24 protein-coding genes are annotated in these 22,815 nt (G+C 58.7%); 14 read left to right on the forward strand and 10 right to left on the reverse strand.

Annotated features, from left to right (window positions below; translation table 11 throughout):
• Positions 1 to 822 carry an alpha/beta fold hydrolase gene (locus ACRY08_RS13910; protein ID WP_432450558.1) on the forward strand — a complete coding sequence of 274 codons (822 nt, stop codon included), beginning with the start codon at positions 1 to 3 and terminating at the stop codon, positions 820 to 822.
• A gap of 35 nt (positions 823 to 857) precedes the next feature.
• Here the strand turns inward: ACRY08_RS13910 and ACRY08_RS13915 are convergent, their stop codons facing one another.
• From ACRY08_RS13915 to ACRY08_RS13950, 8 genes are all read right to left on the reverse strand, one after another.
• On the reverse strand, positions 858 to 1,907 hold the full coding sequence (locus tag ACRY08_RS13915) for a threonine aldolase family protein (protein ID WP_432450559.1): 1,050 nt from the start codon (positions 1,905 to 1,907) through the stop codon (positions 858 to 860).
• Positions 1,907 to 2,359: a YcgN family cysteine cluster protein gene (locus tag ACRY08_RS13920; RefSeq protein WP_432450560.1), complete on the reverse strand. Its 453-nt coding sequence runs from the start codon at positions 2,357 to 2,359 to the stop codon at positions 1,907 to 1,909. The genes ACRY08_RS13915 and ACRY08_RS13920 overlap by 1 nt, the downstream gene beginning before the upstream one ends.
• Positions 2,359 to 2,649, reverse strand: a complete 291-nt coding sequence (locus ACRY08_RS13925; protein WP_432450561.1) for a Dabb family protein — start codon at positions 2,647 to 2,649, stop codon at positions 2,359 to 2,361. The genes ACRY08_RS13920 and ACRY08_RS13925 overlap by 1 nt, the downstream gene beginning before the upstream one ends.
• A 2-nt stretch (positions 2,650 to 2,651) precedes the next feature.
• Positions 2,652 to 3,596, reverse strand: a complete 945-nt coding sequence (locus ACRY08_RS13930; RefSeq protein WP_432450562.1) for a bifunctional riboflavin kinase/FAD synthetase — start codon at positions 3,594 to 3,596, stop codon at positions 2,652 to 2,654.
• A gap of 94 nt (positions 3,597 to 3,690) precedes the next feature.
• A complete protein-coding gene (locus tag ACRY08_RS13935; RefSeq protein WP_432450563.1) occupies positions 3,691 to 4,134 on the reverse strand; it encodes a MaoC family dehydratase in 444 nt (147 codons plus the stop codon).
• Positions 4,135 to 4,329: 195 nt separating this feature from the next.
• Complete coding sequence (locus tag ACRY08_RS13940; protein ID WP_432450564.1) at positions 4,330 to 5,205, reverse strand: TIGR01459 family HAD-type hydrolase; 876 nt, start codon at positions 5,203 to 5,205, stop codon at positions 4,330 to 4,332.
• Positions 5,206 to 5,312: 107 nt separating this feature from the next.
• The gene (locus ACRY08_RS13945; RefSeq protein WP_432450565.1) at positions 5,313 to 5,756 is read right to left on the reverse strand and encodes a carboxymuconolactone decarboxylase family protein; all 444 of its coding nucleotides are present in this window, start codon (positions 5,754 to 5,756) and stop codon (positions 5,313 to 5,315) included.
• Between the two features lie 130 nt (positions 5,757 to 5,886).
• A complete protein-coding gene (locus tag ACRY08_RS13950; RefSeq protein ID WP_432450566.1) occupies positions 5,887 to 6,807 on the reverse strand; it encodes a manganese-dependent inorganic pyrophosphatase in 921 nt (306 codons plus the stop codon).
• A gap of 187 nt (positions 6,808 to 6,994) precedes the next feature.
• On the opposite strand from ACRY08_RS13950, the gene ACRY08_RS13955 reads away from it, so the two are divergent.
• The 6 genes from ACRY08_RS13955 to ACRY08_RS13980 all read left to right on the forward strand — a co-directional run bounded on the left by ACRY08_RS13955 (position 6,995) and on the right by ACRY08_RS13980 (position 13,399).
• Complete coding sequence (locus ACRY08_RS13955; RefSeq protein WP_432450567.1) at positions 6,995 to 7,636, forward strand: DUF2161 domain-containing phosphodiesterase; 642 nt, start codon at positions 6,995 to 6,997, stop codon at positions 7,634 to 7,636.
• An 81-nt stretch (positions 7,637 to 7,717) separates the two neighbouring features.
• Positions 7,718 to 8,842, forward strand: coding sequence for a cytochrome-c peroxidase (locus ACRY08_RS13960; RefSeq protein WP_432450568.1), 1,125 nt, complete (start codon positions 7,718 to 7,720; stop codon positions 8,840 to 8,842).
• A 151-nt stretch (positions 8,843 to 8,993) separates the two neighbouring features.
• Entirely contained in the window at positions 8,994 to 9,281 is a 288-nt protein-coding gene (locus tag ACRY08_RS13965) for a co-chaperone GroES (RefSeq protein ID WP_432450569.1), read from the forward strand.
• A 41-nt stretch (positions 9,282 to 9,322) separates the two neighbouring features.
• Positions 9,323 to 10,972, forward strand: a complete 1,650-nt coding sequence (groL, locus tag ACRY08_RS13970) for a chaperonin GroEL (RefSeq protein WP_432450570.1) — start codon at positions 9,323 to 9,325, stop codon at positions 10,970 to 10,972.
• Positions 10,973 to 11,329: 357 nt separating this feature from the next.
• Positions 11,330 to 12,466: a hypothetical protein gene (locus tag ACRY08_RS13975; protein ID WP_432450571.1), complete on the forward strand. Its 1,137-nt coding sequence runs from the start codon at positions 11,330 to 11,332 to the stop codon at positions 12,464 to 12,466.
• 177 nt (positions 12,467 to 12,643) lie between these two features.
• Positions 12,644 to 13,399 (forward strand): esterase/lipase family protein, encoded by a 756-nt coding sequence (locus ACRY08_RS13980; protein WP_432450572.1) that lies wholly within the window; start codon positions 12,644 to 12,646, stop codon positions 13,397 to 13,399.
• Positions 13,400 to 13,674: 275 nt separating this feature from the next.
• On the opposite strand, the gene hemN is transcribed toward ACRY08_RS13980, so the two are convergent.
• The gene (gene hemN / locus ACRY08_RS13985) at positions 13,675 to 15,030 is read right to left on the reverse strand and encodes an oxygen-independent coproporphyrinogen III oxidase (protein ID WP_432450573.1); all 1,356 of its coding nucleotides are present in this window, start codon (positions 15,028 to 15,030) and stop codon (positions 13,675 to 13,677) included.
• Positions 15,031 to 15,108: 78 nt separating this feature from the next.
• Between hemN and fnrL the strand changes: the two genes are divergently transcribed.
• Entirely contained in the window at positions 15,109 to 15,849 is a 741-nt protein-coding gene (gene fnrL, locus ACRY08_RS13990) for a transcriptional regulator FnrL (RefSeq protein WP_432450574.1), read from the forward strand.
• A gap of 71 nt (positions 15,850 to 15,920) precedes the next feature.
• On the opposite strand, the gene ACRY08_RS13995 is transcribed toward fnrL, so the two are convergent.
• On the reverse strand, positions 15,921 to 16,763 hold the full coding sequence (locus ACRY08_RS13995) for a universal stress protein (RefSeq protein WP_432450575.1): 843 nt from the start codon (positions 16,761 to 16,763) through the stop codon (positions 15,921 to 15,923).
• A 215-nt stretch (positions 16,764 to 16,978) separates the two neighbouring features.
• Between ACRY08_RS13995 and ccoN the strand changes: the two genes are divergently transcribed.
• From ccoN to ACRY08_RS14025, 6 genes are all read left to right on the forward strand, one after another.
• The gene (ccoN, locus tag ACRY08_RS14000; protein WP_432450576.1) at positions 16,979 to 18,580 is read left to right on the forward strand and encodes a cytochrome-c oxidase, cbb3-type subunit I; all 1,602 of its coding nucleotides are present in this window, start codon (positions 16,979 to 16,981) and stop codon (positions 18,578 to 18,580) included.
• Between the two features lie 14 nt (positions 18,581 to 18,594).
• On the forward strand, positions 18,595 to 19,329 hold the full coding sequence (gene ccoO, locus ACRY08_RS14005) for a cytochrome-c oxidase, cbb3-type subunit II (protein ID WP_432450577.1): 735 nt from the start codon (positions 18,595 to 18,597) through the stop codon (positions 19,327 to 19,329).
• A 9-nt stretch (positions 19,330 to 19,338) separates the two neighbouring features.
• Positions 19,339 to 19,518 (forward strand): cbb3-type cytochrome c oxidase subunit 3, encoded by a 180-nt coding sequence (locus ACRY08_RS14010; protein ID WP_432450578.1) that lies wholly within the window; start codon positions 19,339 to 19,341, stop codon positions 19,516 to 19,518.
• A gap of 36 nt (positions 19,519 to 19,554) precedes the next feature.
• Positions 19,555 to 20,427, forward strand: a complete 873-nt coding sequence (ccoP, locus tag ACRY08_RS14015) for a cytochrome-c oxidase, cbb3-type subunit III (protein WP_432450579.1) — start codon at positions 19,555 to 19,557, stop codon at positions 20,425 to 20,427.
• 481 nt (positions 20,428 to 20,908) lie between these two features.
• Positions 20,909 to 22,321 carry a cytochrome c oxidase accessory protein CcoG gene (ccoG, locus tag ACRY08_RS14020; protein ID WP_432450580.1) on the forward strand — a complete coding sequence of 471 codons (1,413 nt, stop codon included), beginning with the start codon at positions 20,909 to 20,911 and terminating at the stop codon, positions 22,319 to 22,321.
• 2 nt (positions 22,322 to 22,323) lie between these two features.
• Complete coding sequence (locus ACRY08_RS14025) at positions 22,324 to 22,809, forward strand: FixH family protein (RefSeq protein WP_432450581.1); 486 nt, start codon at positions 22,324 to 22,326, stop codon at positions 22,807 to 22,809.
• Positions 22,810 to 22,815 lie beyond the last annotated feature (6 nt).

Consider the following 22,815-nt stretch of genomic DNA (forward strand, 5'->3'; position numbering starts at 1 on the left):
ATGATCGAAAATCTGGCTGGTCGTCCGACCTATTGGGATCGGGCGGGACATGGTGCGCGCGTTGCCCTGATGATCCATTGCTCGCTCGCGCATTCAGGCGCTTGGCGCGGGCTGCGCGGCGCGCTGGCCGATGATGTCACCACATTGGCCTATGACCTTCCGGGGCACGGAAAATCGGGGGCTTGGGACGGGCAGGGGGACTATCAGGATGCCTGTCTGCACGCGGGTTTGGCGCTTTTGGAGCGCGAGGCGAATGGCCCGGTTGACGTGGTCGGCCACAGTTTCGGCGCAACGGTTGCGCTGCGTCTGGCGCAGGAAGTGCCTGAACGGGTTCGGTCGCTGACCCTTTATGAACCTGTCCTGTTCGCGGCGGCCAAGGATCACCCGGCATTTGCACGGAATGCCGACTATATGAATGGCGTGTTTGCCGATGCGATGCGCGCTGGCGACCTGTTAGAAGCCGCCCGGCTGTTCAATGCGCAATGGGGCAGTGATGCCGGTTGGGAGGCTTTGCCTAAGCGTATGAAACAAGACATGGCGGATCGCATTCATCTGATCCCGGCAGCCCGTAATGTGACCCATGAGGACGCGCATGGTCAGGTTGCGCCCGGCGCGTTGGAGGCGCTCAGTTGCCCGGTGATGTTGATGGAGGGGGAACGCTCACCTGACCTTGTGCGCGCCGTGCATGATGAACTGGCGCAGCGCATACCCGGTGCCACGCGGCAGGTGATTGCCAATGCAGGCCATATGGGGCCAATCAGCCACCCGCAGGATATGGCTGCGGGTCTGCGTGCTTTCCTGCCAGAGGATGCGCGAGTTTAAACCCTAACCGATTGCGACCGCTGCCCTCGCGCCGCTTACCCGCGGGCCAGCGCCACGAAACGGTCGATGTTCTCGTCACTCATCGACCAGTCAGCCACCATGCGGGCGGTCAGGATTTCTGACGGATCATCTCCGTCCAACTGACCTTCCCAGACATAATAGGCGGCCCCTGCATCATGCAGGCGTTGATGGCCCGCCCGCGACCAGCCAGCAAAGCTCATATTGGCCTGTGGCTCATGCAGAAAGGTGATGCCATCGATCTGTTTCAGCCCACGCACAAGCCGCGCGTTGGCCGCATTGGCGCGGGTGGCGAGGTCCAACCACAACTCGCCCTCCAGATAGGCCAGCATCTGGGCTGCCAAGAAGCGGTTCTTCGAGAAAAGATGCGCGCCACGTTTGCGGCGCAGCTCAAACTCCCATGCGTGTTTGGGGTCAAAGAAGATCACCGCCTCGACACCCATGCAGCCGTTCTTGGTGCCGCCGAAGCTGACCACATCGACGCCCGCTTTCCATGTCATCTCGGCGGGTGTGCAACCAAGCGCGACCAGCGCATTGGCAAAGCGCGCGCCGTCCAGATGCACCGGCAGGTCGAAGCCCTTTGCCACGTCGCACAAAGCGGTCAGTTCATCCACGGAATAGACCGTACCGCGTTCGGTCACATTGGTGATCGACACCGGCCCGCGCTGGGGGCCGTGCACGCCGCGGCTTTCTTCGCCCTGAATGCTGGCTGACAGCGCGGCAGGCGACATTTTCGCATGCTCTGTGGGCACAAGCGTCAGCTTGGCACCGCCCGAATAGAACTCGGGCGCATTGCATTCATCTTCGTGGATATGCGCCTCGGTGGCACAGAAAACCGTCTCGAACGGCTGTGTCAGCGTGGCCAGCGAGATCGCGTTTGCTGCCGTGCCGGTGGCCACCAGATAGACCGCCGCCTCGGGCGCTTCAAAGACCTCGCGGATGCGGGCTGTGACCGCCCCCATCAGGTCATCGGCGCCGTAGGGCATGGCGTAGCCATCATTGGCGCGGGTCAGCGCCGCCATCACATTGGGATGTACGGGGCCGGTATTGTCAGAGGCGAAAAACATCAGTGTGGCTCCTCGATCAGGTGGTTTTCCCATTCGTCTTCGGGCACTTCAAATTCCGGCACGGTCCAGCCCTGTACGCTGCGGCCCGCCTTGTGCACGCTGTCCGGATCACCCGACACCAAAGGGTGCCAGTCGTAAAGCGGTTTGCCCTCGTGGCGCAGGCGATAGGCACAGGAGGCCGGCATGAAATAGGCGGTTTCGCCAATGTTTTCAGGTGTCAGGTGGATGCATTCAGGGACGAATTGCAGCCGGATATCATACTGAGAGCACTGGCAGGTTTCGCCATCCAGAAGCCGGCAGGCCACGCGGGTAAAGACGACCTCGCCGCTGTCTTCATCTTCCAGTTTGTTTAGGCAGCATTTGCCGCAGCCATCACACAGCGCTTCCCATTCTGCGGGGCGCAAATCCCCCAAGGGGCGCTCCCAAAACCGTTTGCGCAGGGCTTCAGGCATCAATCTGCCACGAAATCGGCGGCGATGCGCATGTCGCGCAGGGGCCGCACACGGGCGATGGATTGCTGATAAAGCGGATGCGCCTTATAGGCGGCAAGCTGCGCTTCATCCTGGAACTCGCCATAGACAATCACATCGGGCGAGGGGCCGGGGATCGGATCGTCAAACCGGTTTTCGGCAATCTCAAGGCGCAGGCAATCGGGAATGCCCTTAAGAAGCTCCAGCCCTTCGCGCACGGCGTCGCGGTCCTTGGGGTCTTTGGCGGTGAAAAAGACGATGTGACGGATCATGGTCAGCTCTTGAGATTGGATAGGATGTCACGGGCGCGGGCACAGTCCGCGTCCATCTGAGATATCAGTGCGTCGAGGCCGTCAAAAACTGCTTCTGGCCGCAGATATTCAACCAAAGCGACCGAGATCTGTTCACCGTAGATATCCCCTTTGAAGTCGAAAATGTAGCTTTCGAGGTTTGGAAGGTTCTCGCCAAACATGGGCCGCGTGCCCATCGAGGCCGCGCCACCATAGCTGCCCGCATGTGGGCCGGTCAAAATGTCGACTTCAACGGCGTAGACGCCAAACTTGGGCGGGTGCAGCCCGGCGATGGACATGTTGGCGGTGGGAAAGCCAAGGTCGCGGCCGCGCTGGTCGCCGCGGATGACCTCTCCGTCGATGCGGTGCCAGTGGCCCAGCATGCGCGCCGCGTCGCGGGGGCGGCCCTCGGTCAGGGCGGTGCGGATCGCGGTCGAGCTGACCTCGCCCACATCATCAGACATAAGCGGTGCGACGGTCACGCCGAAGCCAAGCTCTGCGCCCAGTTTTTCAAGGTCCAGAGGCGTGCCGGCGCGCCCTTTGCCGAAATGAAAGTCAGCACCGACAAAAACATGGGTCAGCCCCAGCCCGTCGACGATCACGTCGCGGGCAAACTCTTCGGGGGTCAGGGCCGAAAGCGTGTCGTTGAAGCTCAGCTCGAACAGGGTTTCAATGCCCAGCTTTTCCAGACGGTGCGCGCGTGTGTCGGCGTTCATCAGGCGAAACGGTGCGGCTTTGGGGGCGAAGTATTCGCGCGGATGCGGTTCGAACGTCATGACACCCAACGGGGCACCCAGTTCAGCCGCTTTCGCACGCGCGATGTCGATCACATATTGATGGCCCAGATGCACGCCATCGAAATTGCCGATGACAGCCGTGGCGCCTCGGGCAGATGGGTCGACAAACTGATAGTCACGAATGATCCGCATATGCTGGCATTATCGTGCGGCGCAACGGGGTGCAAGCCCGCGCGAAAATCGCGGGCAATCGCACGGGCCAAAACACGGGATGAAATCCGGTGGATCAGTCGAATTTGGCTGAGGGTGCCAGCACTTTGGCTTCGCCCTTCAGAACCGGTTTGCCGTTCACAAGGCATTCGGTTTTCAGGGTCACGCGGCGCTTGGCATGGTCGATATCCATCACGGTCACTTCGGCACGTACGACATCTCCGGGGCGCACGGGCGCCAGAAACGTCAGGCTTTGACCCATATAGATGGTGCCGTGACCGGGCAGTTGTTCGCCGATCACCGCCGAGATCAGGCCAGCGCTGAGCATCCCGTGGGCGATGCGGCCCTGAAAGATCGTGTCTTTGGCAAACTCATCATCCAGATGCACCGGGTTGCGGTCGGTTGAAACCTCCGCAAACAGCTCGATATCGCGGTCGGTCACCTCTTTGGTGATGTGACGCGACATGCCGATTTCAAGCTCTTCAATGCAGATCGTTCCGCGCGGGAAATTGTCCAACATTTTGCCCTCCGAGTGATAGGCTGGGTAACAAATGGACGATTATTCGCCCGTATTGGTAATAACGTTACTTTGCAACTGCAGAAAAATAAAGGGGGAAATTGCGTGGAAATACGGCATGACCTCCGCGTCATGCAGCCGCAGCCAGCGGATGCGCCACATGGGCGACCCGCTAGTCTGGCTTTAAAAAAAGGGTTTTTAGCGCAGAAAGCCGATGGCGAAGGTCGGTGTGATCTGCTCTGACTGGATATAGCGATCCAAGGCGTCTGGATCGGGCTGGGTGCGGGTTTGCGTTTCTTCGCGGGCCAGCCCCCCTGTGATGAACAGAGAATCAATATCCTCGCCCAAGGCCCCTTTGATATCCGTCGCAATGCCGTCGCCAATTGCCAAAATCCGGCCCTCAGGCGTTGACCGGCCTTCCGCCTGCATACGGCGGCGGGCCAGATCGTAGATCGGCGGGTGTGGCTTGCCGAAATAAAGGCTCTCGCCGCCCATTTCGGTGTACATCCGCGCCACGGCCCCCGCGCACCATTCGCGTGTTTCACCACGGTCCACGATGATGTCCGGGTTGGCGCAGAGCAGCTTCAACCCTTTTTGCTTGGCCATCAGAAGGTCCGCACGCCATGTTTCGGGGTCCGCCATCGGATCAAAAGGGCCGCAGCAGACAATGCCCTCGGCCTCGGCCACGGGTGCGCGGGTGATGTCGACCGGCGCGTCGATCACGCTCATCGGTTCGAAAAAGCCTTCATCGCGATGCCATTCGCCCATGAAAAACACCTTGGACCCGACGGCACCGGTGAACATTGCCGCGCGCGCGCTGTCACCAGAGCTGGCGATGGTGTCATAGCAATCCGAAGGCACGTCAAATTGCGGCAGCTGCTCGGCCACGCCTGCGCGCGGTTTGGGAGAGTTGGTGACCAGCACCACCAGCCCGCCACCGGCGCGGTAGGCGCGAAGTGCGGCGACCGCCTCGTCAAACGCCGTGATCCCGTTATGCACGCAGCCCCAAAGGTCGACAAAGAGCGTGTCGTAATTGGCAGAAATCTCCGAGAGGCTGTTGATGATACGGGTCATGGCGCGGTCTCCTTGGGTGTTGCCCGAGGTATGGCAGAGGGGAGGCGGGGTTGCTAGAGCACATATGTGCATCGGCAAGATCAGATGATCGAAGGCGCGTGCACGCGCTAGCTGTCTCGTGTCTCTGGCAGGTGCTCAAAACTGATCGCCAAGCGGTTCCAAGCGTTCATCTGGGCGATAATGAGCGTTAGGTCAACGATCTGGCGGTCTGAGTAGTGGGCTGAAAGAGCATCGTATTCCGGGGAGGTCGTATGGGTGCCTGCAATCAATGTTATGGTTTCAGCCCAAGCCAACGCAGCTTTTTCGCCAGTGTCAAAGAAAGCGACTTCGCGCCAAACTGTCAGGCAATCAAGCCGTTGCTGGGTCTCACCAGCGCGTCGTGCCTCAGTGGTGTGCAGGTCTACACAATAGGCGCATCCATTGATTTGTGACACGCGCAACTCAATCAAAGCACGAAGCTTCGCGTCGATCGAGCTCATGCAGTCCTTCGCCTGTGCCATCCGGGCGATGGCTTGGCCATTGATAGAAGTGTAGTCGAGGCGTTTGATCATCTGGAGCTCCTGTGTTTTCGGAAGCTTTGCATGATGTGACAATTGTTGCCAGCCTGACAAATCTTTGGGCCGCGGAAACAAAAAACCCGCGCAATTGCGCGGGTTTTCAGGTCTCGTCTTCCAGCTTGGCTTACACAGCCAGGTTCGGAATGATCTGCTTTTTGCGGCTCATGATGCCGGGCAGGACAACGGCGTCGCCCTCGACGGTGGCGCCAAAGCTCTTTTCTGCGACGCCTTTTACAACGTCGTTCGGGATCAGAAGCGTGGCTTCTTCTTTCAGAATGTCCACGACAAAGAGCAGAACCTCGTCCACGCCGTCTTCAGCAGCAACGGTTTTGAAGGTCTCGATCAGGCTTTCCTTCCGGCCCAGCGGGATTTCCGGGGCGGTGGTTTCTAGAACCGAAACACGGAACTTGGTGCCCGAGACTTCGTATTCTTTCGAGTCCATGCGGATCAGCTCGGCGTCCGAGAACTCGGACACGTCCGACTTGGCGGCAAACATCTCGGCTGCGTATTCAGACACGTTCACGCCCAGATCAGCGGCCAGAGCGGCCACCACTTCGCGGTCGCGATCCGTGGTGGTGGGCGAGCGGAATTCCAGCGTGTCCGACAGGATGCAGGTCAGGGCCGCGCCCTTGATGGCTTCCGGCATCTTGGCCGCGTCGTCGCCCATCAGGTCATACATGATGGTCGCGGTGCAGGCCAGCGGACGGATGGTGATGTCGATCGGGCCTTTGGTTTCCAGACCGCCTACCAGCTTGTGGTGGTCGATGATCGCCTGAACGTCTGCGCCGTTGATGTTGGCGGGCAGCTCGGCCGGGTTGTTGGTGTCGACGATAACGCAAGCCTGATCGTCGGCCACGTCTTCGATGATGTCCAGCATGTCAAAACCCCAGCGCTTCAACATGAAAGCGGCTTCGGTGTTGGGCTGGCCCAAAAGAACCGGTTTGGCGTCGACGCCTTTCACTTCGTTCAGATACCAGGCCCAGATCAGGGGCGAGCCGGTGGAGTCGGTGTCAGGCGATTTGTGGCCGAAAACGAGGGTTGTCATATGCGTCATCCGTCTTTGCTTGTTCGTGTTTACGCGCCTTATAGGTAGGCGGATGCGCCTTGTCATCCCTGATAGGGCCAACATCTGTGCAGTTGCAGAAACCCCGTCATGTTTCAGACGCAAGCCCCTTGCGATCATCAAGGCGTTTGGCGAAACTGTCCTGATCTTCGTTTGAAAGAATATCCGTGTGACCAAACCCGCCGAAACCGAACTATACGCGCCCGTAAAATCCTGGCTTGAGGATATGGGCTATGAGGTGAAGTCCGAGATCGGGCCGGCTGATGTGGTGGCGATGCGTGCAGGTCAGGACGCGCCTGTGATTGTTGAACTGAAGGCGGGGTTTTCGCTGACATTGCTGCAACAGGCGGTGGCGCGGCAGGCGGTCACGGATTTGGTCTATGTGGCCGTGCCGCGTTGGTCTGGAAAGCCCGGCTGGCGGGCCTTCAAGGGCAATGTTGGTCTGTGCAAGCGGCTGGGGCTTGGGGTTTTGTCGGTGCGCTTGAAGGACGGGCATGTGCAGCTGCATGCCGATCCCGGCCCGTTCCAGCCACGAAAGTCCAAGGTGAAGACCGCGCGGCTGTTGTCGGAATTTGCCCGACGCGAGGGGGATCCGAACACCGGCGGGACGCGCGGCAAGCTGATCACGGCGTACCGGCAGGATGCCGACAAATTGCGCGCCTATCTGGAGGCAAACGGGCCATCACGCGGGGCAGAGGTTGCGCGCGCCACCGGGGTTTCGCGGGCGACCAATATCATGGCGATGAATCACTATGGGTGGTTTCAGCGTGTCGCGCGTGGCGTCTATGGTCTGAGCGAGGCAGAAGATTAATTTCCGACTGTTTTGATAAGGATCAAGTTGCGCATCCTGAAAATTGGAGTAAAGGAAGCTGTAGGCATAAGGAATATCGACATGCGCCCGCTTCTGACCGCAGCTTTTCTGGCTGCAACCACCGGCCCCGTTTTCGCGACAGACACGTTGGAGGCGCTGGGCGAGGCGTTGTTTTTCGATGTGAACCTGTCAAAAAACCGCACTCAATCCTGTGCAACCTGCCACGATCCTGAAGTTGGTTTTGTTGATCCGCGTGAAACCGAGGCTGGGCGTGCTGTGTCGTTGGGCGATGACGGGGAAAGCCTTGGGGATCGCACCGCACCCACGGCGGCCTATGCGATGTTCACGCCCAGCTTCGAACAGCTCGACAAAACGGCATGGCGAGGCGGCATGTTCTGGGATGGGCGCGCGGCAGGGCTGGCGGGGCAGGCGGGTGGCCCGCCTTTGAACCCGATCGAGATGGGCATGCCGGACAAAGCGTCGGTTGTGGCGCGATTGGCTGAAAATGACGCCTATGTGGCCAGCTTCAAAGCGCTGTTTGGTGACGCGATATGGGACGATGACACAGCCGCTTACGATGCGATGACCCAAGCCATCGCGGCCTTTGAACGCACGCCGTTCTTTGCGCCGTTCGACAGCAAATACGACCGGTTTCTGCGCGGCGAGGTTGATCTGTCTCCCCAGGAAGAGCTGGGTCGCGTGCTGTTCACCTCCGAGCAGTTCACCAATTGCAACCTTTGCCACCAGCTGCGCATGTCTCCTATCGCGCAGGACGAGCCCTTCACCAACTATGAATACCACAATATTGGCACGCCCGTGAACAAGGCGGTGCGCGCGGCAAATGGTGTGAAGGGGCCGGATCTGGGCCTGTTGGCAAACCCGGATGTCGACACGGCCTCAGCGGGCGGTCGGTTCAAGGTGCCCACGTTGCGCAACGTGGCGGTGACGGGCCCCTATATGCACAATGGCGTGTTCGAAGATCTTCGAACCGTGGTGTTGTTTTACAATAAATACAACACTTTGGACAAAGCCCGCCAAATCAATCCCGAAACGAACAAGCCTTGGGCCATGCCCGAAATACCGCAAAACCTCGCGGTCGACGAACTGACCCACGGGCCCGCGCTGGATGACAAGCGCGTTGACGCTTTGGTGGCGTTCATGAAGACGCTCACCGATCAGCGATACGAGCATTTGCTGGAAGACTGATCTTTGCAGGGCTGTTTGTGCTGCGGTGCGGCGACGAAAGTTGCCGCCCGTTTGTTGACTCCCCCCAAAGCCACCCCTAACTATGCGCCGTTAGCACTCGCAACAGATGAGTGCTAATGGAACGTTAACTGAGCTTAGGGAGCTTAGAAATATGGCTTTTACCCCGCTGCATGACCGCGTGCTTGTTCGCCGCGTAGAGAGCGACGAAAAAACCGCTGGCGGTCTGATCATTCCGGAAAGCGCCAAGGAAAAACCCGCTGAAGGTCTGGTTGTGGCCGTGGGCGCTGGCGCCAAGGACGACGACGGCGATCGCATCGCAATGGACGTCAAAGAAGGCGACAAGATCCTTTTCGGCAAATGGTCGGGCACTGAAATCACCATCGACGGTGAAGAGCTGCTGATCATGAAAGAATCTGACATCATGGGCGTCCTGTCCTGATCGTCTGACACGATTTACACGAATATTCTGGAGTAAGCTAAATGGCTGCTAAGGACGTAAAGTTCGACACCGATGCCCGCAATGCAATGCTGCGTGGCGTGAATATCCTTGCTGACGCTGTCAAAGTGACCCTGGGCCCCAAGGGCCGCAACGTGGTTCTGGACAAGTCGTTCGGCGCACCCCGCATCACCAAAGATGGTGTGTCGGTTGCCAAAGAGATCGAGCTGGAAGACAAGTTCGAAAACATGGGCGCGCAGATGGTCAAAGAAGTCGCCTCGCGCACCAATGACGAAGCTGGCGACGGCACCACCACTGCCACCGTTCTGGCCCAGGCGATTGTTCGCGAAGGTCTGAAGCAGGTTGCAGCTGGCCTGAACCCGATGGACCTGAAGCGCGGCATCGACCTGGCAACCGCCAAAGTTGTCGAAGGCATCAAAGCTTCGGCCCGTGACGTGAAAGACAGCGACGAAGTTGCGCAGGTTGGCACCATCTCGGCCAACGGTGAAGCCGAAATCGGCCAGCAGATCGCAGACGCGATGCAGAAAGTTGGCAACGAAGGCGTCATCACTGTTGAAGAGAACAAGGGTCTGGAAACCGAGACCACTGTTGTTGAAGGCATGCAGTTCGACCGCGGCTACCTGTCGCCCTACTTCGTGACCAACCCTGACAAAATGATTGCTGATCTGGACGACTGTCTGGTTCTGTTGCACGAGAAGAAGCTTTCGTCGCTGCAGCCGATGGTTCCGCTGCTTGAGCAGGTGATCCAGTCGCAAAAGCCGCTTCTGATCATTGCTGAAGACGTCGAAGGCGAAGCGCTGGCAACTCTGGTTGTCAACAAACTGCGCGGCGGCCTGAAAATCGCGGCCGTTAAGGCTCCGGGCTTCGGCGATCGTCGTAAAGCCATGCTGCAGGACATCGCGATCCTGACCGGCGGTCAGGTCATCTCGGAAGATCTGGGCATGAAGCTTGAATCGGTCACCATGGACATGCTGGGTTCGGCCAAGAAAATCGAAATCACCAAAGACGAAACCACCATCGTCGACGGTGCTGGCGAGAAAGCCGAGATCGAAGCACGTGTTGCTCAGATCCGTACTCAAGCCGAAGAAACCACCTCGGATTACGACCGTGAGAAACTGCAAGAGCGTGTTGCCAAACTGGCAGGCGGTGTTGCTGTGATCCGAGTTGGCGGCATGACCGAAGTTGAAGTGAAAGAGCGCAAGGACCGTGTGGACGATGCTCTGAACGCGACCCGCGCTGCTGTGCAGGAAGGCGTCATCGTCGGTGGCGGTGTTGCTCTGGTTCAGGCCGGCAAAGCGCTGGAAGGTCTGGAAGGTGCAAACTCTGACCAGAACGCTGGCATCGTGATCGTGCGTAAAGCCATCGAAGCGCCGCTGCGCCAGATCGCTGAAAACGCAGGCGTCGACGGCGCTGTTGTGGCTGGCAAAGTACGCGAGTCGGACGACACGGCTTTCGGCTTCAACGCGCAGACCGAAGAATATGGCGACATGTTCGGCTTTGGTGTGATCGATCCGGCCAAAGTGACCCGGACCGCTCTGGAAGATGCAGCTTCGGTTGCAGGCCTTCTGATCACCACGGAAGCCATGGTTGCCGACAAGCCGTCGAAAGATGCGCCTGCTGGTGGCGGCATGCCCGACATGGGCGGCATGGGCGGCATGGGCGGCATGATGTAAACTGAATTCCGCCAGGAATTCAGTTGCGACAGGCGATTGGCCTTAAGGCCAATCTGCCGAGAGCCATTGAGCGCCAGGTGAATTCCTGCAAAGGAAATCACCGAGAGCCGTTGAGCGTCAGGTGAAGTCCTGCAAGGGAATTCATCGAAAGCCTGATTTAAAGGCGCCCCGACAGGGGCGCCTTTTCCGTTTAGGTGCGATGCAAAAGCGTTTCGGAATAAAGAATAAACATGGCCTTGGTTTATCCCGAAGCGCTTTGGTCAATTTGCATAAGTAATTTGCCCAAGCTGTCTTACAATCGGTTCAGATTTGCCTATGTTAAGGCCAGTAACATCAACTTAATGGCAGGGGACAGCCATGCTACGCACACTCGTTTTGTTTTTTGTAACCCTTTTGGCGCTTCCGGCTGCTGCGCAAGAGGAATACCGCTTTGGCGGTGACGCCTATATCGCCGGAGACAACGTGACGCTTTCGGGCGATGCGGTGGATGATGCCTTTGTGGTCGGCAACACCGTTGTGCTTTCTGCGCCGATCGAGGGCAGCGCACATGTTGGCGGTCGGTCTGTTTCGATCTCGGCGTCGGTGGGGCAAAGCCTCTATGCCGCAGGTATGAACGTGAATGTCTCGGCCGCAATCGGTGGGGACGCCCAGCTTCTGGGCGACACGGTTTTGGTCACCGATGCCATCGGGGGCGATTTGCGTGTGGCCGCCCAACGCGCTGAAATCACGGCTCCGGTAGGCGATAGCGCGTTGATTGCTGCGGAACATGTGCTGTTGACCGAGGCCATCGCCGGGGATCTGAGCCTGTCCACCAAATCGGTCAGTTTTGGCGAAAATGCGCGTGTTGATGGCACGCTCTACATCTATGCCGATGACCCTGAGGGCATTGTCGTGCCGGAACATGTGGTGCCTGCCGACCGGATCGAGCGTCACGATGCAGACGCGTTTGATGCCTCGGCTGATCCTGACGGTGGCGCGACACAAGACACATCTGGCACAGGTCTGACCAGCTGGATTGGCGGCAAAATCAGCTCGATCCTTGTTCTGACGGCGATGGCGGCACTTTTGGCGGCCCTTGCCCCGGAGTTTCTGATGGCGCTGCGCGTGCGTACGCTGGAAAGCCCGGTGCGCGCGTTGTGGATGGGTTTCCTGACCATTTCGGCGCTGGCTGGGTCCTTGTTCCTGTTCGCCCTGACCGGAGTTGGCATTCTGTTGGTGCCTGCGTCGATCGTTCTGGCGGCACTTCTGGGGATCGCGGGTTTCGTGATCGGTACCTATGTGCTTGGCGTTGGGCTCTTGGGGGTGATGAGCCGCCCATTGCCTGAAACGCTTGCCGAGCGAGCCATTGCGGCATTGGTGGGCGCGGTTGCCATTACGGTGTTGGCAATGGTTCCGATCATCGGATGGATCGCATCGCTTGGGGTGGCTGTCGCGGGCGCGGGTGCGTTGATCATCCGCTGGTTCGCGCCGGGGTTCTTTACCGAGGTGCGCTGATCACAGCCCCCCTTGCACCCCATGAACCTGAACATCACCGCTCCAACCCATCGGTTGGGGCGGTTTTCGTTTGGGTCAGATGTGTGTCTGATGGGCCTACGGGCCAAACTTCGCGCAAACCCGCGAAACGCTTGCTGCTCACTCGCAATTGCGCGGCGCAGGGCTTATCTAAACAGTATGTTACGCCGCTTTGTCATAGCCGCCTTGATGCTTGTCTCTGGCCTGTCCACCGCACGGGCGGATTGCGTTGTGTTGCTTCATGGGCTTGCGCGCTCTCCGTCATCCCTTTGGGTGATGGAGGAAGCGTTGGAGGCGGAAGGCTACGATGTCGTCAATCTGGGCTACCCATCCACCAAAGCGCGGATTGGCGTGCTGGTCGAAGCTGCCATTCCGCCAGCCATCCGGGCGTGCGGCGATCAGAAAACGCATTTCGTGACCCATTCCATGGGGGGCATTCTGGCGCGTGTGTGGCTGAAAGATCATCGACCGGCACAGATGGGGCGCGTGGTGATGCTTGCGCCGCCCAACAAAGGCTCTGAACTGGTGGATGAATTGCGTGATCTCGAGCCGTTTGAATGGATCAACGGGCCAGCTGGAATGCAGCTGGGGACCGGGGAAGACTCGCTGCCAAACCAGCTGGGACTACCGAAATTTGAACTTGGTGTGGTGGCTGGAACCCTGTCCCTGAACCCGATTTATTCGGCCCTGATCGAGGGCAAAGATGATGGCAAAGTGTCTGTGGAAAGCACGCGAGTTGAGGGTATGACGGATCATATCACCCTGCCGGTGACCCATACGTTCATGATGGTAAACCCGCTGGTCATCGCACAGGTGAAAAGCTTCCTAAAAACCGGGGCGTTTGAACACGGCCTGACTTTGGCGAAGGTTTTGGACCGGATTGCGACTGAAGCCGGATATCGGAAGAAAGACTAAAGCGTTTCGACTTATTGTTGAGGCACGACAATATGTCGAAACGCGCGGAACCTATCGATGATGTGGGCGTTTCGAAATCAAGTTGTGATCCAACTTAATCTCGAAACACTTTAAAGCGTTTCGGTTTTAACCTGAGCCAGTTCTGCGAATTGCCTGCCGCAAAACGCGATGGGTCACATGCGCGCGACCGACCACCCGCCCCGCAGGGGCGGGCCACCCCCAAGCCTGAAGACCGTCAGGGATGCAAGGCGCGGGAGCACTCTTTTGATCTGCAATCAGACCGCTTGGCTGTGGCCGCTTTCATTCATGTCATAGGCGTCGAAATGACGGGCGATCATGCGGGCCACAGGGCGGGCGCTGTCACGGATCGCCAGCACGTTGTCGATGAGCGTTGTGGTGTCGGGCATGGCTGCCTCCAACCCTTCCACCCAGCCCAAAAGCGTTTCAACGGGCAGGTTTTGTTCCTGCGCAATTGCCGCCAGATCGGCACGGAAATAGCACAGAAGCTCTTCGATCACGCGCCCGCGAGCGATGTCGTCGCCGCTGAACACATGGCCTTTCGCTGATGCCAGCGTTCCAGCGCGCGCAGCGGCCTGATACTTGGCCGTGGCGGGTTCGTTTTGCGCATAGCCCTGCGGGTAACGCGCAATCGAGCTGGCCCCCACTCCCATCAGCACCTTTGACGTGTCTTCCGTGTAGCCTTGGAAATTCCGCTTCATCGTGCCCGCTTTATGCGCCTTGGCCAGCCCATCTGTGGGCAGGGCGAAATGGTCAATGCCGATCTCGTCATAGCCATTGGCGATGAACAGGTCGCGGGCGGTGTTGTAAAGCTCCAGCCGTTCTTCGGCCGACGGCAGGGCTTCGGTCGGGATCAGGGTCTGGCGCCGCGCCATCCAGGGCACATGCGCATAGCCAAACAGCGCCACGCGGTCCGGACCAAGGCTGATCAGTTTTTCAACCGAATCCGTGATGCGCGCTGTGTTTTGATGCGGCAGACCGTAAAGGATATCCATATTCAGGCTGTCGATGCCCCGCGCGCGTAACCCATCAACCGTTTCCTTGGTGACTTCGTAGCTTTGCGGGCGTCCGATCACTTCCTGAATCATCGGATCGAAATCCTGCACCCCGATCGAGGCGCGATTCATGCCACCTGCGGCCAGCGCATCCATACGCGCGCCATCCACTTCCGAGGGGTCGATCTCGACCGAGAACTGGGCGTTATCGGCAAGCGGCATCGTGTCGAGGATCGCCGCGGTCAGATCAGTGATCATCTCGGGCTGCAGCAGCGTGGGCGTGCCACCGCCCCAATGGAGATGCTCCATCGAAATGCCGGGGGCGAGTAGACCTTTGATCGTCGAAAGTTCCTGTTTCAGGCTTTCCACATAGGCCGCCACGGGTTCGGCCGTCGATGTGCCCTGCGTGCGGCAGGCACAAAACCAACACAAGCGCCGGCAGAACGGGATGTGCACGTAAAGCGAGATTTTGTCGCCTTGTGGGATTGCTTTTATCCAATCGGCCAGCGTATCTGGCCCCAATCCCGGCTTGAAATGCGGGGCGGTGGGATAGCTGGTATAGCGGGGCACGCGCGCGTCAAAAAGACCAAGGCGTCTGAGTTGCGTAAGGGTCTGCATTCGAATAGGCTGTAGCAGGAATAGCGCGCAACACTTTGATCAGGATCAAAGCAAGATACTTCTCTTGTTCAGCAACTCATGAATGACATCAGCTTTAACACCCGTGATTGTGGCGCATGCCCTATTCGCCACCGGGCCGTGTGTTCACGGTGCGAGCCGGACGAGTTGGAGCATCTGGACGAGATAAAGTATTATCGCACCTACGAAGCGGGCCAGCCGGTGATCTGGGCTGGCGATCCGCTTGAGTTTGTCGCCAGCGTGGTTTCAGGCATCGCGACCCTGAGCCAGACGATGGAGGATGGGCGTACGCAGATGGTCGGTCTGTTGTTGCCGTCTGATTTCATCGGCCGTCCGGGGCGCAGCAATGCGCCGTTTGACGTGGTTGCCGTATCGGACCTGACATTGTGCTGTTTTCGCAAGAAACCCTTTGAAGATCTGATGGATTCGACCCCGTCGATTGGCGGGCGGCTTTTGCAGATGACACTGGACGAGCTGGACAGTGCGCGCGAATGGATGCTGGTTTTGGGGCGCAAAACAGCGCGCGAAAAGATTGCCAGCCTGTTGGCCATCGTGGCGCGCCGGGATGCGGCGCTTCATAAGCGTGCACCCAAAGATGGGATGAGCTTTGAGCTGCCCCTGACCCGCGAAGCGATGGCGGATTATCTGGGGCTGACGTTGGAAACGGTGTCACGCCAGATATCGGCGCTTAAAAAGGCGGGGATCATCGAGCTTGAAGGCAAGCGCCGGGTGATCATTCCCGACCTTGAGACCCTGATCAGCGAAACTGGCGATGACCTAGATGGTGGGCCGATCGCCTGATCCCTTTGCATTGTTCAGAACGAGAAAAGGGCGCTTTCCAGCGCCCTTCTTTGGTTGCAGAGTTTGCAGGCTCAATGAGCCAGCAAAATAGGCACTTCGGCCACTTCCAGCATATGACGTGTCGCGCCCCCCAGAATGGATTCGCGGAACCGTGAATGGCCATAGGCCCCCATCACGATCATATCCGCCCCCTTGTCGCCCGCGTGGCGGTTCAGGATATCCGCGATGCGCGGCATGGTGCGGGCCAGAACGGACACCTCGGCGCGCACACCATGGCGCGCCAGCATCTGGCTTAATGCGCCGCCGGGGTCAGACCGTTCGGGACCGTGTTGCGGCGGGTCAATCACGGTGATCGACACCGATTCGGCGCGTTTCAGGAAGGGCATGGCCTGTCGGATGGCGCGCAGCGCTTCGGGGCTTTCATTCCAAGCCACCACCACGGATTTCGGAGACTTCACCGGGCTATCCATATCGTCTGGCAACACCAGAACCGGGACATTGCCTTCAAAAAGGGCCGCTTCAGAGATGGCTTCGGCCTCGTGGCCGCGCCCCTCGCCATAGGGGCGGGGCAACACAACAAGGTCAGAGAATCGGGTGCGGTGCGCCACCAGCGCGTTCAGCGTGACAGACTGTGCAGACAGGGCCGTCGCGGACCATGGCAGCGGGTGGGCTGACAGGAGCTGACGCATCTCGGCTTCCAGCGCGTCGGCATCGCTTTTGGCCTGTGCCAGATTGTCTTGAATGACCATGGCCGAGGCGCCCGCATAGTAAAACCCCTGCTGAGACTGGTCCACGCCCAGACAGATCACGTCCAGATGGGCATCAGTTTCCTGCGCAAGAGACATGGCTGTTTCCAGTGCCGCACGCGCCCGCGTGTTGTCGGTCACGATGGTCGTGATTGTTTTGTAATCCATGGAAGGACCTCCAAAATGACGTCCTTCAAAGCCTGCCCCTGCCGCGGCTGCGACGCTTTGACATGGGTCAAGGGCTGTTTTCTGCGACAGATATGCACCTTTTGACATGGATCAAGGTGGTGGAATGGGGATAGGTCCAAACCGACGAAAGTCGAACAGTGCCCCGAGTCTGTCTTGGGCGGCGTGGGCATAGGACAAAGACGAAGGGACGCAAAATGTGGGATTACCTCAAATTGGTGATTTACGCGCTGATCGCAGTATTGGCCGCAATCGCCGCAAGCTATGCCCGCGACGTCGCATACCAGGTGCATGCCATCCTGGTGGTGCTGATCGCGGTTGGCCTGTTCATCTTCACGCTTCGGGGCGTGGGGAATGAGAAGGTCGTAGAAACCGGATATATGGACGGACCCGTTCGCGTGGGTGCCGCCTTGACCGCCTTCTGGGGCGTCGTGGGCTTTCTGGTGGGGACGTTCATCGCGTTCCAGCTGGCTTTCCCAAGCCTCAACTTCAGCTGGGCTGAAGGATATCTGAATTTTGGACGCCTGCGTCCGCTGCACACTTCGGCGGTTATTTTCGCCTTTGGTGGCACCGGCCTTCTGACGTCGTCCTTCTATGTTGTGCAGCGCACCACCGGCGCGCGTCTTTGGGGCGGCAACCTGGCGTGGTTCGTGTTCTGGGGCTACCAGATTATGATCCTTCTTGCCGCAACCGGCTATCTGCTGGGTGCGACGCACGGCAAGGAATATGCTGAACCCGAATGGTACATCGACCTGTGGCTGACCATTGTCTGGGTGGCTTACCTGCTTTTGTACATGGGCACGCTGATGAAGCGTAAAGAGCCGCACATCTATGTGGCAAACTGGTTCTTCCTGTCCTTCATCGTCACCGTTGCCATGCTGCACGTGGTCAACAACCTGGCCATCCCGGTTTCGCTCTTTGGGTCCAAATCGGTTCAGCTGTTCTCTGGTGTGCAAGATGCCATGACGCAGTGGTGGTACGGCCACAACGCCGTTGGCTTCTTCCTGACCGCTGGCTTCCTGGGTATGATGTACTACTTCGTGCCGAAGCAGGCTGAACGCCCGGTCTTCTCGTACAAGCTGTCGATCATCCACTTCTGGGCGCTGATCTTCCTGTATATCTGGGCTGGTCCGCACCACCTGCATTACACCGCGCTGCCGGATTGGGCTTCGACCCTTGGCATGGTGTTCTCGGTTGTTCTGTGGATGCCCAGCTGGGGCGGCATGATCAACGGTCTGATGACGCTGTCTGGCGCATGGGACAAACTGCGCACCGACCCGGTGATCCGTATGATGGTTGTGTCCATCGGCTTCTACGGCATGTCGACCTTCGAAGGTCCGATGATGTCGATCCGCGCCGTGAACTCGCTGTCGCACTACACGGACTGGACCATTGGTCACGTGCACTCGGGTGCGCTGGGCTGGAACGGCATGATCACCTTCGGGATGCTCTACTTCCTGGTCCCCAAACTGTGGAACCGTGCCGGTCTTTACAGCCTGAAACTGGTCAGCTGGCACTTCTGGCTCGCCACCATCGGTATCGTGCTTTACGCCGCGTCGATGTGGGTGACCGGTATCATGGAAGGCCTGATGTGGCGTGAAGTTGATGCACAAGGCTTCCTGGTGAACTCGTTCGCTGACACTGTTGCCGCCAAGTTCCCGATGTATGTGGTGCGCGGCATGGGTGGGGTCCTGTTCCTCGCTGGTGCAGTGATCATGTGCTACAACCTCTGGATGACCGTGAAGCGGGCTCCGGCTGCGGAAGCAGCAGGCGACGCAGCCGCGGCACCGGCAGAATAAGGAGGGAATGACTGATGGGAATTCTCGACAAACACGTTGTTCTTGAAAAGAACGCAACGCTTCTTCTGGTCGGTAGCCTTCTGGTTGTCACCGTGGGTGGTATCGTAGAGATCGCACCGCTCTTCTACCTCGAAAACACCATCGAGGACGTGGACGGCATGCGCCCCTACTCGCCGCTCGAGCTTGAGGGCCGGAACATCTATATTCGCGAGGGCTGCTATGTCTGCCACTCGCAGATGATCCGCCCGATGCGCGACGAGGTTGAGCGTTACGGCCACTACAGTCTTGCGGCTGAAAGCCAGTACGACCACCCGTTCCAGTGGGGCTCCAAGCGGACAGGGCCTGACCTTGCCCGCGTTGGCGGCCGCTACTCGGACGAATGGCATGTGGATCACCTGAAAGATCCGCAGTCGGTCGTGCCGGAATCGGTGATGCCGAAATATGCCTTCCTGGCAGAGAAGATGATCGAGCCGAAGTACATCGGCGATGTCATGAAAACGAACCGTCTGGTTGGTGTGCCTTACACCGACGAGCAGCTTGAAAATGCTGCGGCTGACTGGCTGAGCCAGGCAGACCCGGACGGCGAGAATTCAGACGTCGACGCACTCCAGGCCCGCTATCCGAAGGCGCAGGCGCGCAACTTCGATGGCAAGCCCGGCGTGTCCGAAATGGACGCTCTGATCGCCTACATGCAGATGTTGGGTACATTGGTCGACTTCTCGACCTTTACACCTGACGCAAGCCGGTAAGGAGTTGGGATGATGGACACTTATGGCATTATGCGCGCTTTCGCAGACAGCTGGTTCCTGATCGCGATGTTTGCCTTTTTCATCGGTGCGGCACTCTTCGTGTTCCGCCCCGGTGCAAACAAGGTGCACAAGGACATCGCGAACATCCCCTTCCGCCATGAAGACAAACCTGCCGGTGACCGGGACTGATAGTCCCGGGCGCTCAGCTCAAGAGGAGTTGCGGCAATGAGTAAAAAACCTGTTGAAAAGAAAGATCCGGGTACGACCGGTCACGAGTGGGACGGCATTCAGGAATTCAACAACCCGCTGCCCCGTTGGTGGGTCTGGGTATTCTACCTGACCATCGTCTGGGGCCTGTGGTATTCCATTGCTTACCCTGCATGGCCGTTGATCAAAGGGGCCACCGCTGGCTACCTTGGGTTCTCGACCCGTGCGGAAGTTGCTGAAGATATCGAACGCTTCAAAGGCATGAACGCCGAGTTGGAAACCCAACTGGCTTCCGCTGACCTGACTGCACTTGAACAAGGGTCGGACCTGCATAACTACGCCATTCAGTCTGGCCGCGCGACCTTCGCCACCTGGTGTTCGCAGTGTCACGGCTCGGGTGCTGCTGGCAACGTTGGCTATCCGAACTTGTTGGACAATGACTGGCTTTGGGGTGGGTCCGTTGAGGACATCCAGCTGACCGTGGCCCACGGCATCCGCTCGGACGAGGACGAAGACACCCGTTATTCCGAGATGCCGGCCTTTGGTGACGACTATCTGAGCGACGAAGAAATCGCACAGGTTGTGGCCTATGCCATGTCGCTGTCGCCGGTGACCAAGGATGCGGCGGATATGTCGCTGGTGGAAGCTGGTGCGGTTGTCTACGAGGACAATTGTTCGTCCTGCCACATGGAAGACGGCACCGGGGACCGTGCACAGGGTGCACCGAACCTGACCGACGCCATCTGGCTCTATGGTGACGACAAAGCCACCATCACGGACATCGTTGCAACCGGTCCTTACGGCGTGATGCCTGCCTGGAAAGGCAAGCTGACCGACGCTCAGGTCAACGCGGTTTCCGCCTATATTCACCAGTTGGGCGGCGGCGAATAAGCCACCGATTGGTACAAAACACGTTCGAGCGCTGCTGCGCTCGGACGACCCAGATCCGGGGCCTCACTCCCCGGTCAACGGCACCGACCTCTGATCCTGTTCGCGCGTTTCTCCGAGGTCGGTGCCAACTTTTTCAAGGCCCGGATGTGTCCCTGCATCCGGGCCTTTTGCCTGCTCGATGGCTGTGGCGCAAGAACACGAGTTTCGGGATAGAGATGTGCCTCAAGCCTACCCCGAAACGCCTCGGCATCGATAGGCTTTCGGTGCCAGATCAATTCGAAAAATGTGCAATTCAGCTGCGTCCTTTTGACCACCTGCGACCCGTTGGCGCTGCGACATTCTGCAAACTCGAAGAAAAACAAAGCCCTAGCTAGTAAATGACAAATGTTAAGCCGCTTTGGCTTTTGATTCACATCAAGGCCATAGGCTGGAATAATTCTTAATTGAAACTCCAAGCGAACACACAGGATCGGAAATAGTCATGTCTGACGCCCCCGAACAGCTATACGCCGCGCGCGAGCCAGTTTTCCCCAAGCGGGTGAAGGGGCTCTTTCGTTCATTGAAATGGTGGATCATGGGGATCACCCTGGGGATTTACTATCTTGCCCCCTGGATCCGTTGGGACCGTGGCCCCAACCTGCCAGATCAGGCGATCTTGGTCGACATGGCCAACCGCCGGTTCTTCTTCTTCTGGATCGAGATTTGGCCGCATGAGTTCTATTTCATCGCGGGCCTTCTGATCATGGCGGGGCTTGGCCTGTTTCTGTTTACTTCGGCCGCAGGGCGGGTGTGGTGTGGCTATGCCTGTCCGCAGACCGTCTGGACCGACCTGTTCATTCTTGTGGAGCGCTGGGTCGAAGGGGATCGCAACGCGCGCCTGCGCCTGCATCGCCAGAAATGGAACGGAGAGAAGGTCCGCAAGCGGATCACAAAGTTCATCTTGTGGATCGTTATCGCTGTCGCCACCGGGGGCGCTTGGGTGTTCTATTTTGCCGATGCGCCGACGCTTTTGATTGACCTTCTGACCGGGCAGGCCCATCCGCTGGCCTACTCCACGGTTCTGGTCCTGACGGCAACAACATTCTTCTTTGGCGGCATCGCGCGAGAGCAGATTTGTATCTATGCCTGCCCATGGCCGCGCATTCAGGCCGCGATGATGGATGAAGACACCATCACCATCGCCTATCGTGACTGGCGCGGAGAGCCGCGCGGGCGTGGCAAGCAACGTGACGATCTGGGTGACTGCATTGACTGTAATGCCTGTGTGAACGTTTGCCCGATGGGGATCGACATCCGCGATGGGCAACAGATGGAATGCATCACCTGTGGTCTGTGCATCGACGCCTGTGACGAGATGATGGACAAGGTTGGCAAAGAGCGCGGGCTGATCGATTACCTTGCGTGGAAAGACGAGGCGAACGAGCGCGCTGGCAACCAGAAAGTGCCGGTGGTGAAACACCTGCTGCGCCCGCGGACCATTCTGTATGTCACGCTTTGGACCCTTGTGGGGGTGGCGTTGACCGTGGCTTTGTTCGTGCGCCCGAAAGTCGATGTGACCATCCGCCCGGTGCGCAACCCGACCTATGTGACCCTGTCGGATGGCGCTATTCGCAACACCTATGATGTGGGCGTGCGCAACCGCCACGGCGAGGAATGGCCCTATTACTTCGCCCTGCCGCTGGACAGCGAGCTGTCGATTGAACTGGAAGGGTCAGACAAACTTGTGCTAGTTGCTCCCCCTGATACCGAAGCCAAACAGCGCGTCTATGTTGTGGCCCCTGTGGGCACGGACCCGGCCAAGCTGGACCGTTCGGAACTGCGCTTGTGGGTTGTCGACGGTGTGACGGGCGATCGTGCCCATCTGGATACCGTGTTCAACGGAAGGGGACGCTAAGAATGACCGATAAGTCTGAGAAGAAAGAGTTTGAACTGACGGGCAAGCATGTGCTGGCCATCGTGGTCACGGCTTTTTCGATCATCATCGGTGTGAATGTCTTCATGGCATATTCGGCCGTGGGAACCTTCCCCGGGCTCGAGACCAAGAACTCTTATGTTGCCAGTCAAAAGTTCGACACGCAAAAGGCGGCACAAGAAGCGCTTGGATGGGACGTCTCGGCCCGGGTGGAGGATGAAACCCTGATCCTCGACATCAAGGACATGGCCGGAGAGCCCGTAACGGTGAAATCCGTTTATGGCCTCTTCGGGCGTGCCACGCATGTCAAAGAAGATCAGGAGCCGGCGTTCAGCCAGGGGTCCAGCGGTGCCTATATGGCGCAGGTTGGTCCCTTGGGTGAAGGCAACTGGAACCTGCGTCTGAATGTCGTCGCCGAAGATGATACGACGTTCCAGCAACGCATCCCGATTTACATCAAAAGCAAATAAGCCCCT

This window comes from Aliiroseovarius marinus (assembly GCF_050881025.1).
In the GTDB taxonomy this organism is placed as follows: domain Bacteria; phylum Pseudomonadota; class Alphaproteobacteria; order Rhodobacterales; family Rhodobacteraceae; genus Aliiroseovarius; species Aliiroseovarius marinus_A.

Coding starts and splice junctions, on each gene's coding strand:
- ACRY08_RS13910 (WP_432450558.1), top strand. CDS start 1: ATGATCGAAAATCTGGCTGGTCGTCCGACCTATTGGGATCGGGCGGGA.
- ACRY08_RS13915 (WP_432450559.1), bottom strand. CDS start 1,907: ATGTTTTTCGCCTCTGACAATACCGGCCCCGTACATCCCAATGTGATG.
- ACRY08_RS13920 (WP_432450560.1), bottom strand. CDS start 2,359: ATGCCTGAAGCCCTGCGCAAACGGTTTTGGGAGCGCCCCTTGGGGGAT.
- ACRY08_RS13925 (WP_432450561.1), bottom strand. CDS start 2,649: ATGATCCGTCACATCGTCTTTTTCACCGCCAAAGACCCCAAGGACCGC.
- ACRY08_RS13930 (WP_432450562.1), bottom strand. CDS start 3,596: ATGCGGATCATTCGTGACTATCAGTTTGTCGACCCATCTGCCCGAGGC.
- ACRY08_RS13935 (WP_432450563.1), bottom strand. CDS start 4,134: ATGTTGGACAATTTCCCGCGCGGAACGATCTGCATTGAAGAGCTTGAA.
- ACRY08_RS13940 (WP_432450564.1), bottom strand. CDS start 5,205: ATGACCCGTATCATCAACAGCCTCTCGGAGATTTCTGCCAATTACGAC.
- ACRY08_RS13945 (WP_432450565.1), bottom strand. CDS start 5,756: ATGATCAAACGCCTCGACTACACTTCTATCAATGGCCAAGCCATCGCC.
- ACRY08_RS13950 (WP_432450566.1), bottom strand. CDS start 6,807: ATGACAACCCTCGTTTTCGGCCACAAATCGCCTGACACCGACTCCACC.
- ACRY08_RS13960 (WP_432450568.1), top strand. CDS start 7,718: ATGCGCCCGCTTCTGACCGCAGCTTTTCTGGCTGCAACCACCGGCCCC.
- ACRY08_RS13965 (WP_432450569.1), top strand. CDS start 8,994: ATGGCTTTTACCCCGCTGCATGACCGCGTGCTTGTTCGCCGCGTAGAG.
- groL (WP_432450570.1), top strand. CDS start 9,323: ATGGCTGCTAAGGACGTAAAGTTCGACACCGATGCCCGCAATGCAATG.
- ACRY08_RS13975 (WP_432450571.1), top strand. CDS start 11,330: ATGCTACGCACACTCGTTTTGTTTTTTGTAACCCTTTTGGCGCTTCCG.
- ACRY08_RS13980 (WP_432450572.1), top strand. CDS start 12,644: ATGTTACGCCGCTTTGTCATAGCCGCCTTGATGCTTGTCTCTGGCCTG.
- hemN (WP_432450573.1), bottom strand. CDS start 15,030: ATGCAGACCCTTACGCAACTCAGACGCCTTGGTCTTTTTGACGCGCGC.
- fnrL (WP_432450574.1), top strand. CDS start 15,109: ATGAATGACATCAGCTTTAACACCCGTGATTGTGGCGCATGCCCTATT.
- ACRY08_RS13995 (WP_432450575.1), bottom strand. CDS start 16,763: ATGGATTACAAAACAATCACGACCATCGTGACCGACAACACGCGGGCG.
- ccoN (WP_432450576.1), top strand. CDS start 16,979: ATGTGGGATTACCTCAAATTGGTGATTTACGCGCTGATCGCAGTATTG.
- ccoO (WP_432450577.1), top strand. CDS start 18,595: ATGGGAATTCTCGACAAACACGTTGTTCTTGAAAAGAACGCAACGCTT.
- ACRY08_RS14010 (WP_432450578.1), top strand. CDS start 19,339: ATGATGGACACTTATGGCATTATGCGCGCTTTCGCAGACAGCTGGTTC.
- ccoP (WP_432450579.1), top strand. CDS start 19,555: ATGAGTAAAAAACCTGTTGAAAAGAAAGATCCGGGTACGACCGGTCAC.
- ccoG (WP_432450580.1), top strand. CDS start 20,909: ATGTCTGACGCCCCCGAACAGCTATACGCCGCGCGCGAGCCAGTTTTC.
- ACRY08_RS14025 (WP_432450581.1), top strand. CDS start 22,324: ATGACCGATAAGTCTGAGAAGAAAGAGTTTGAACTGACGGGCAAGCAT.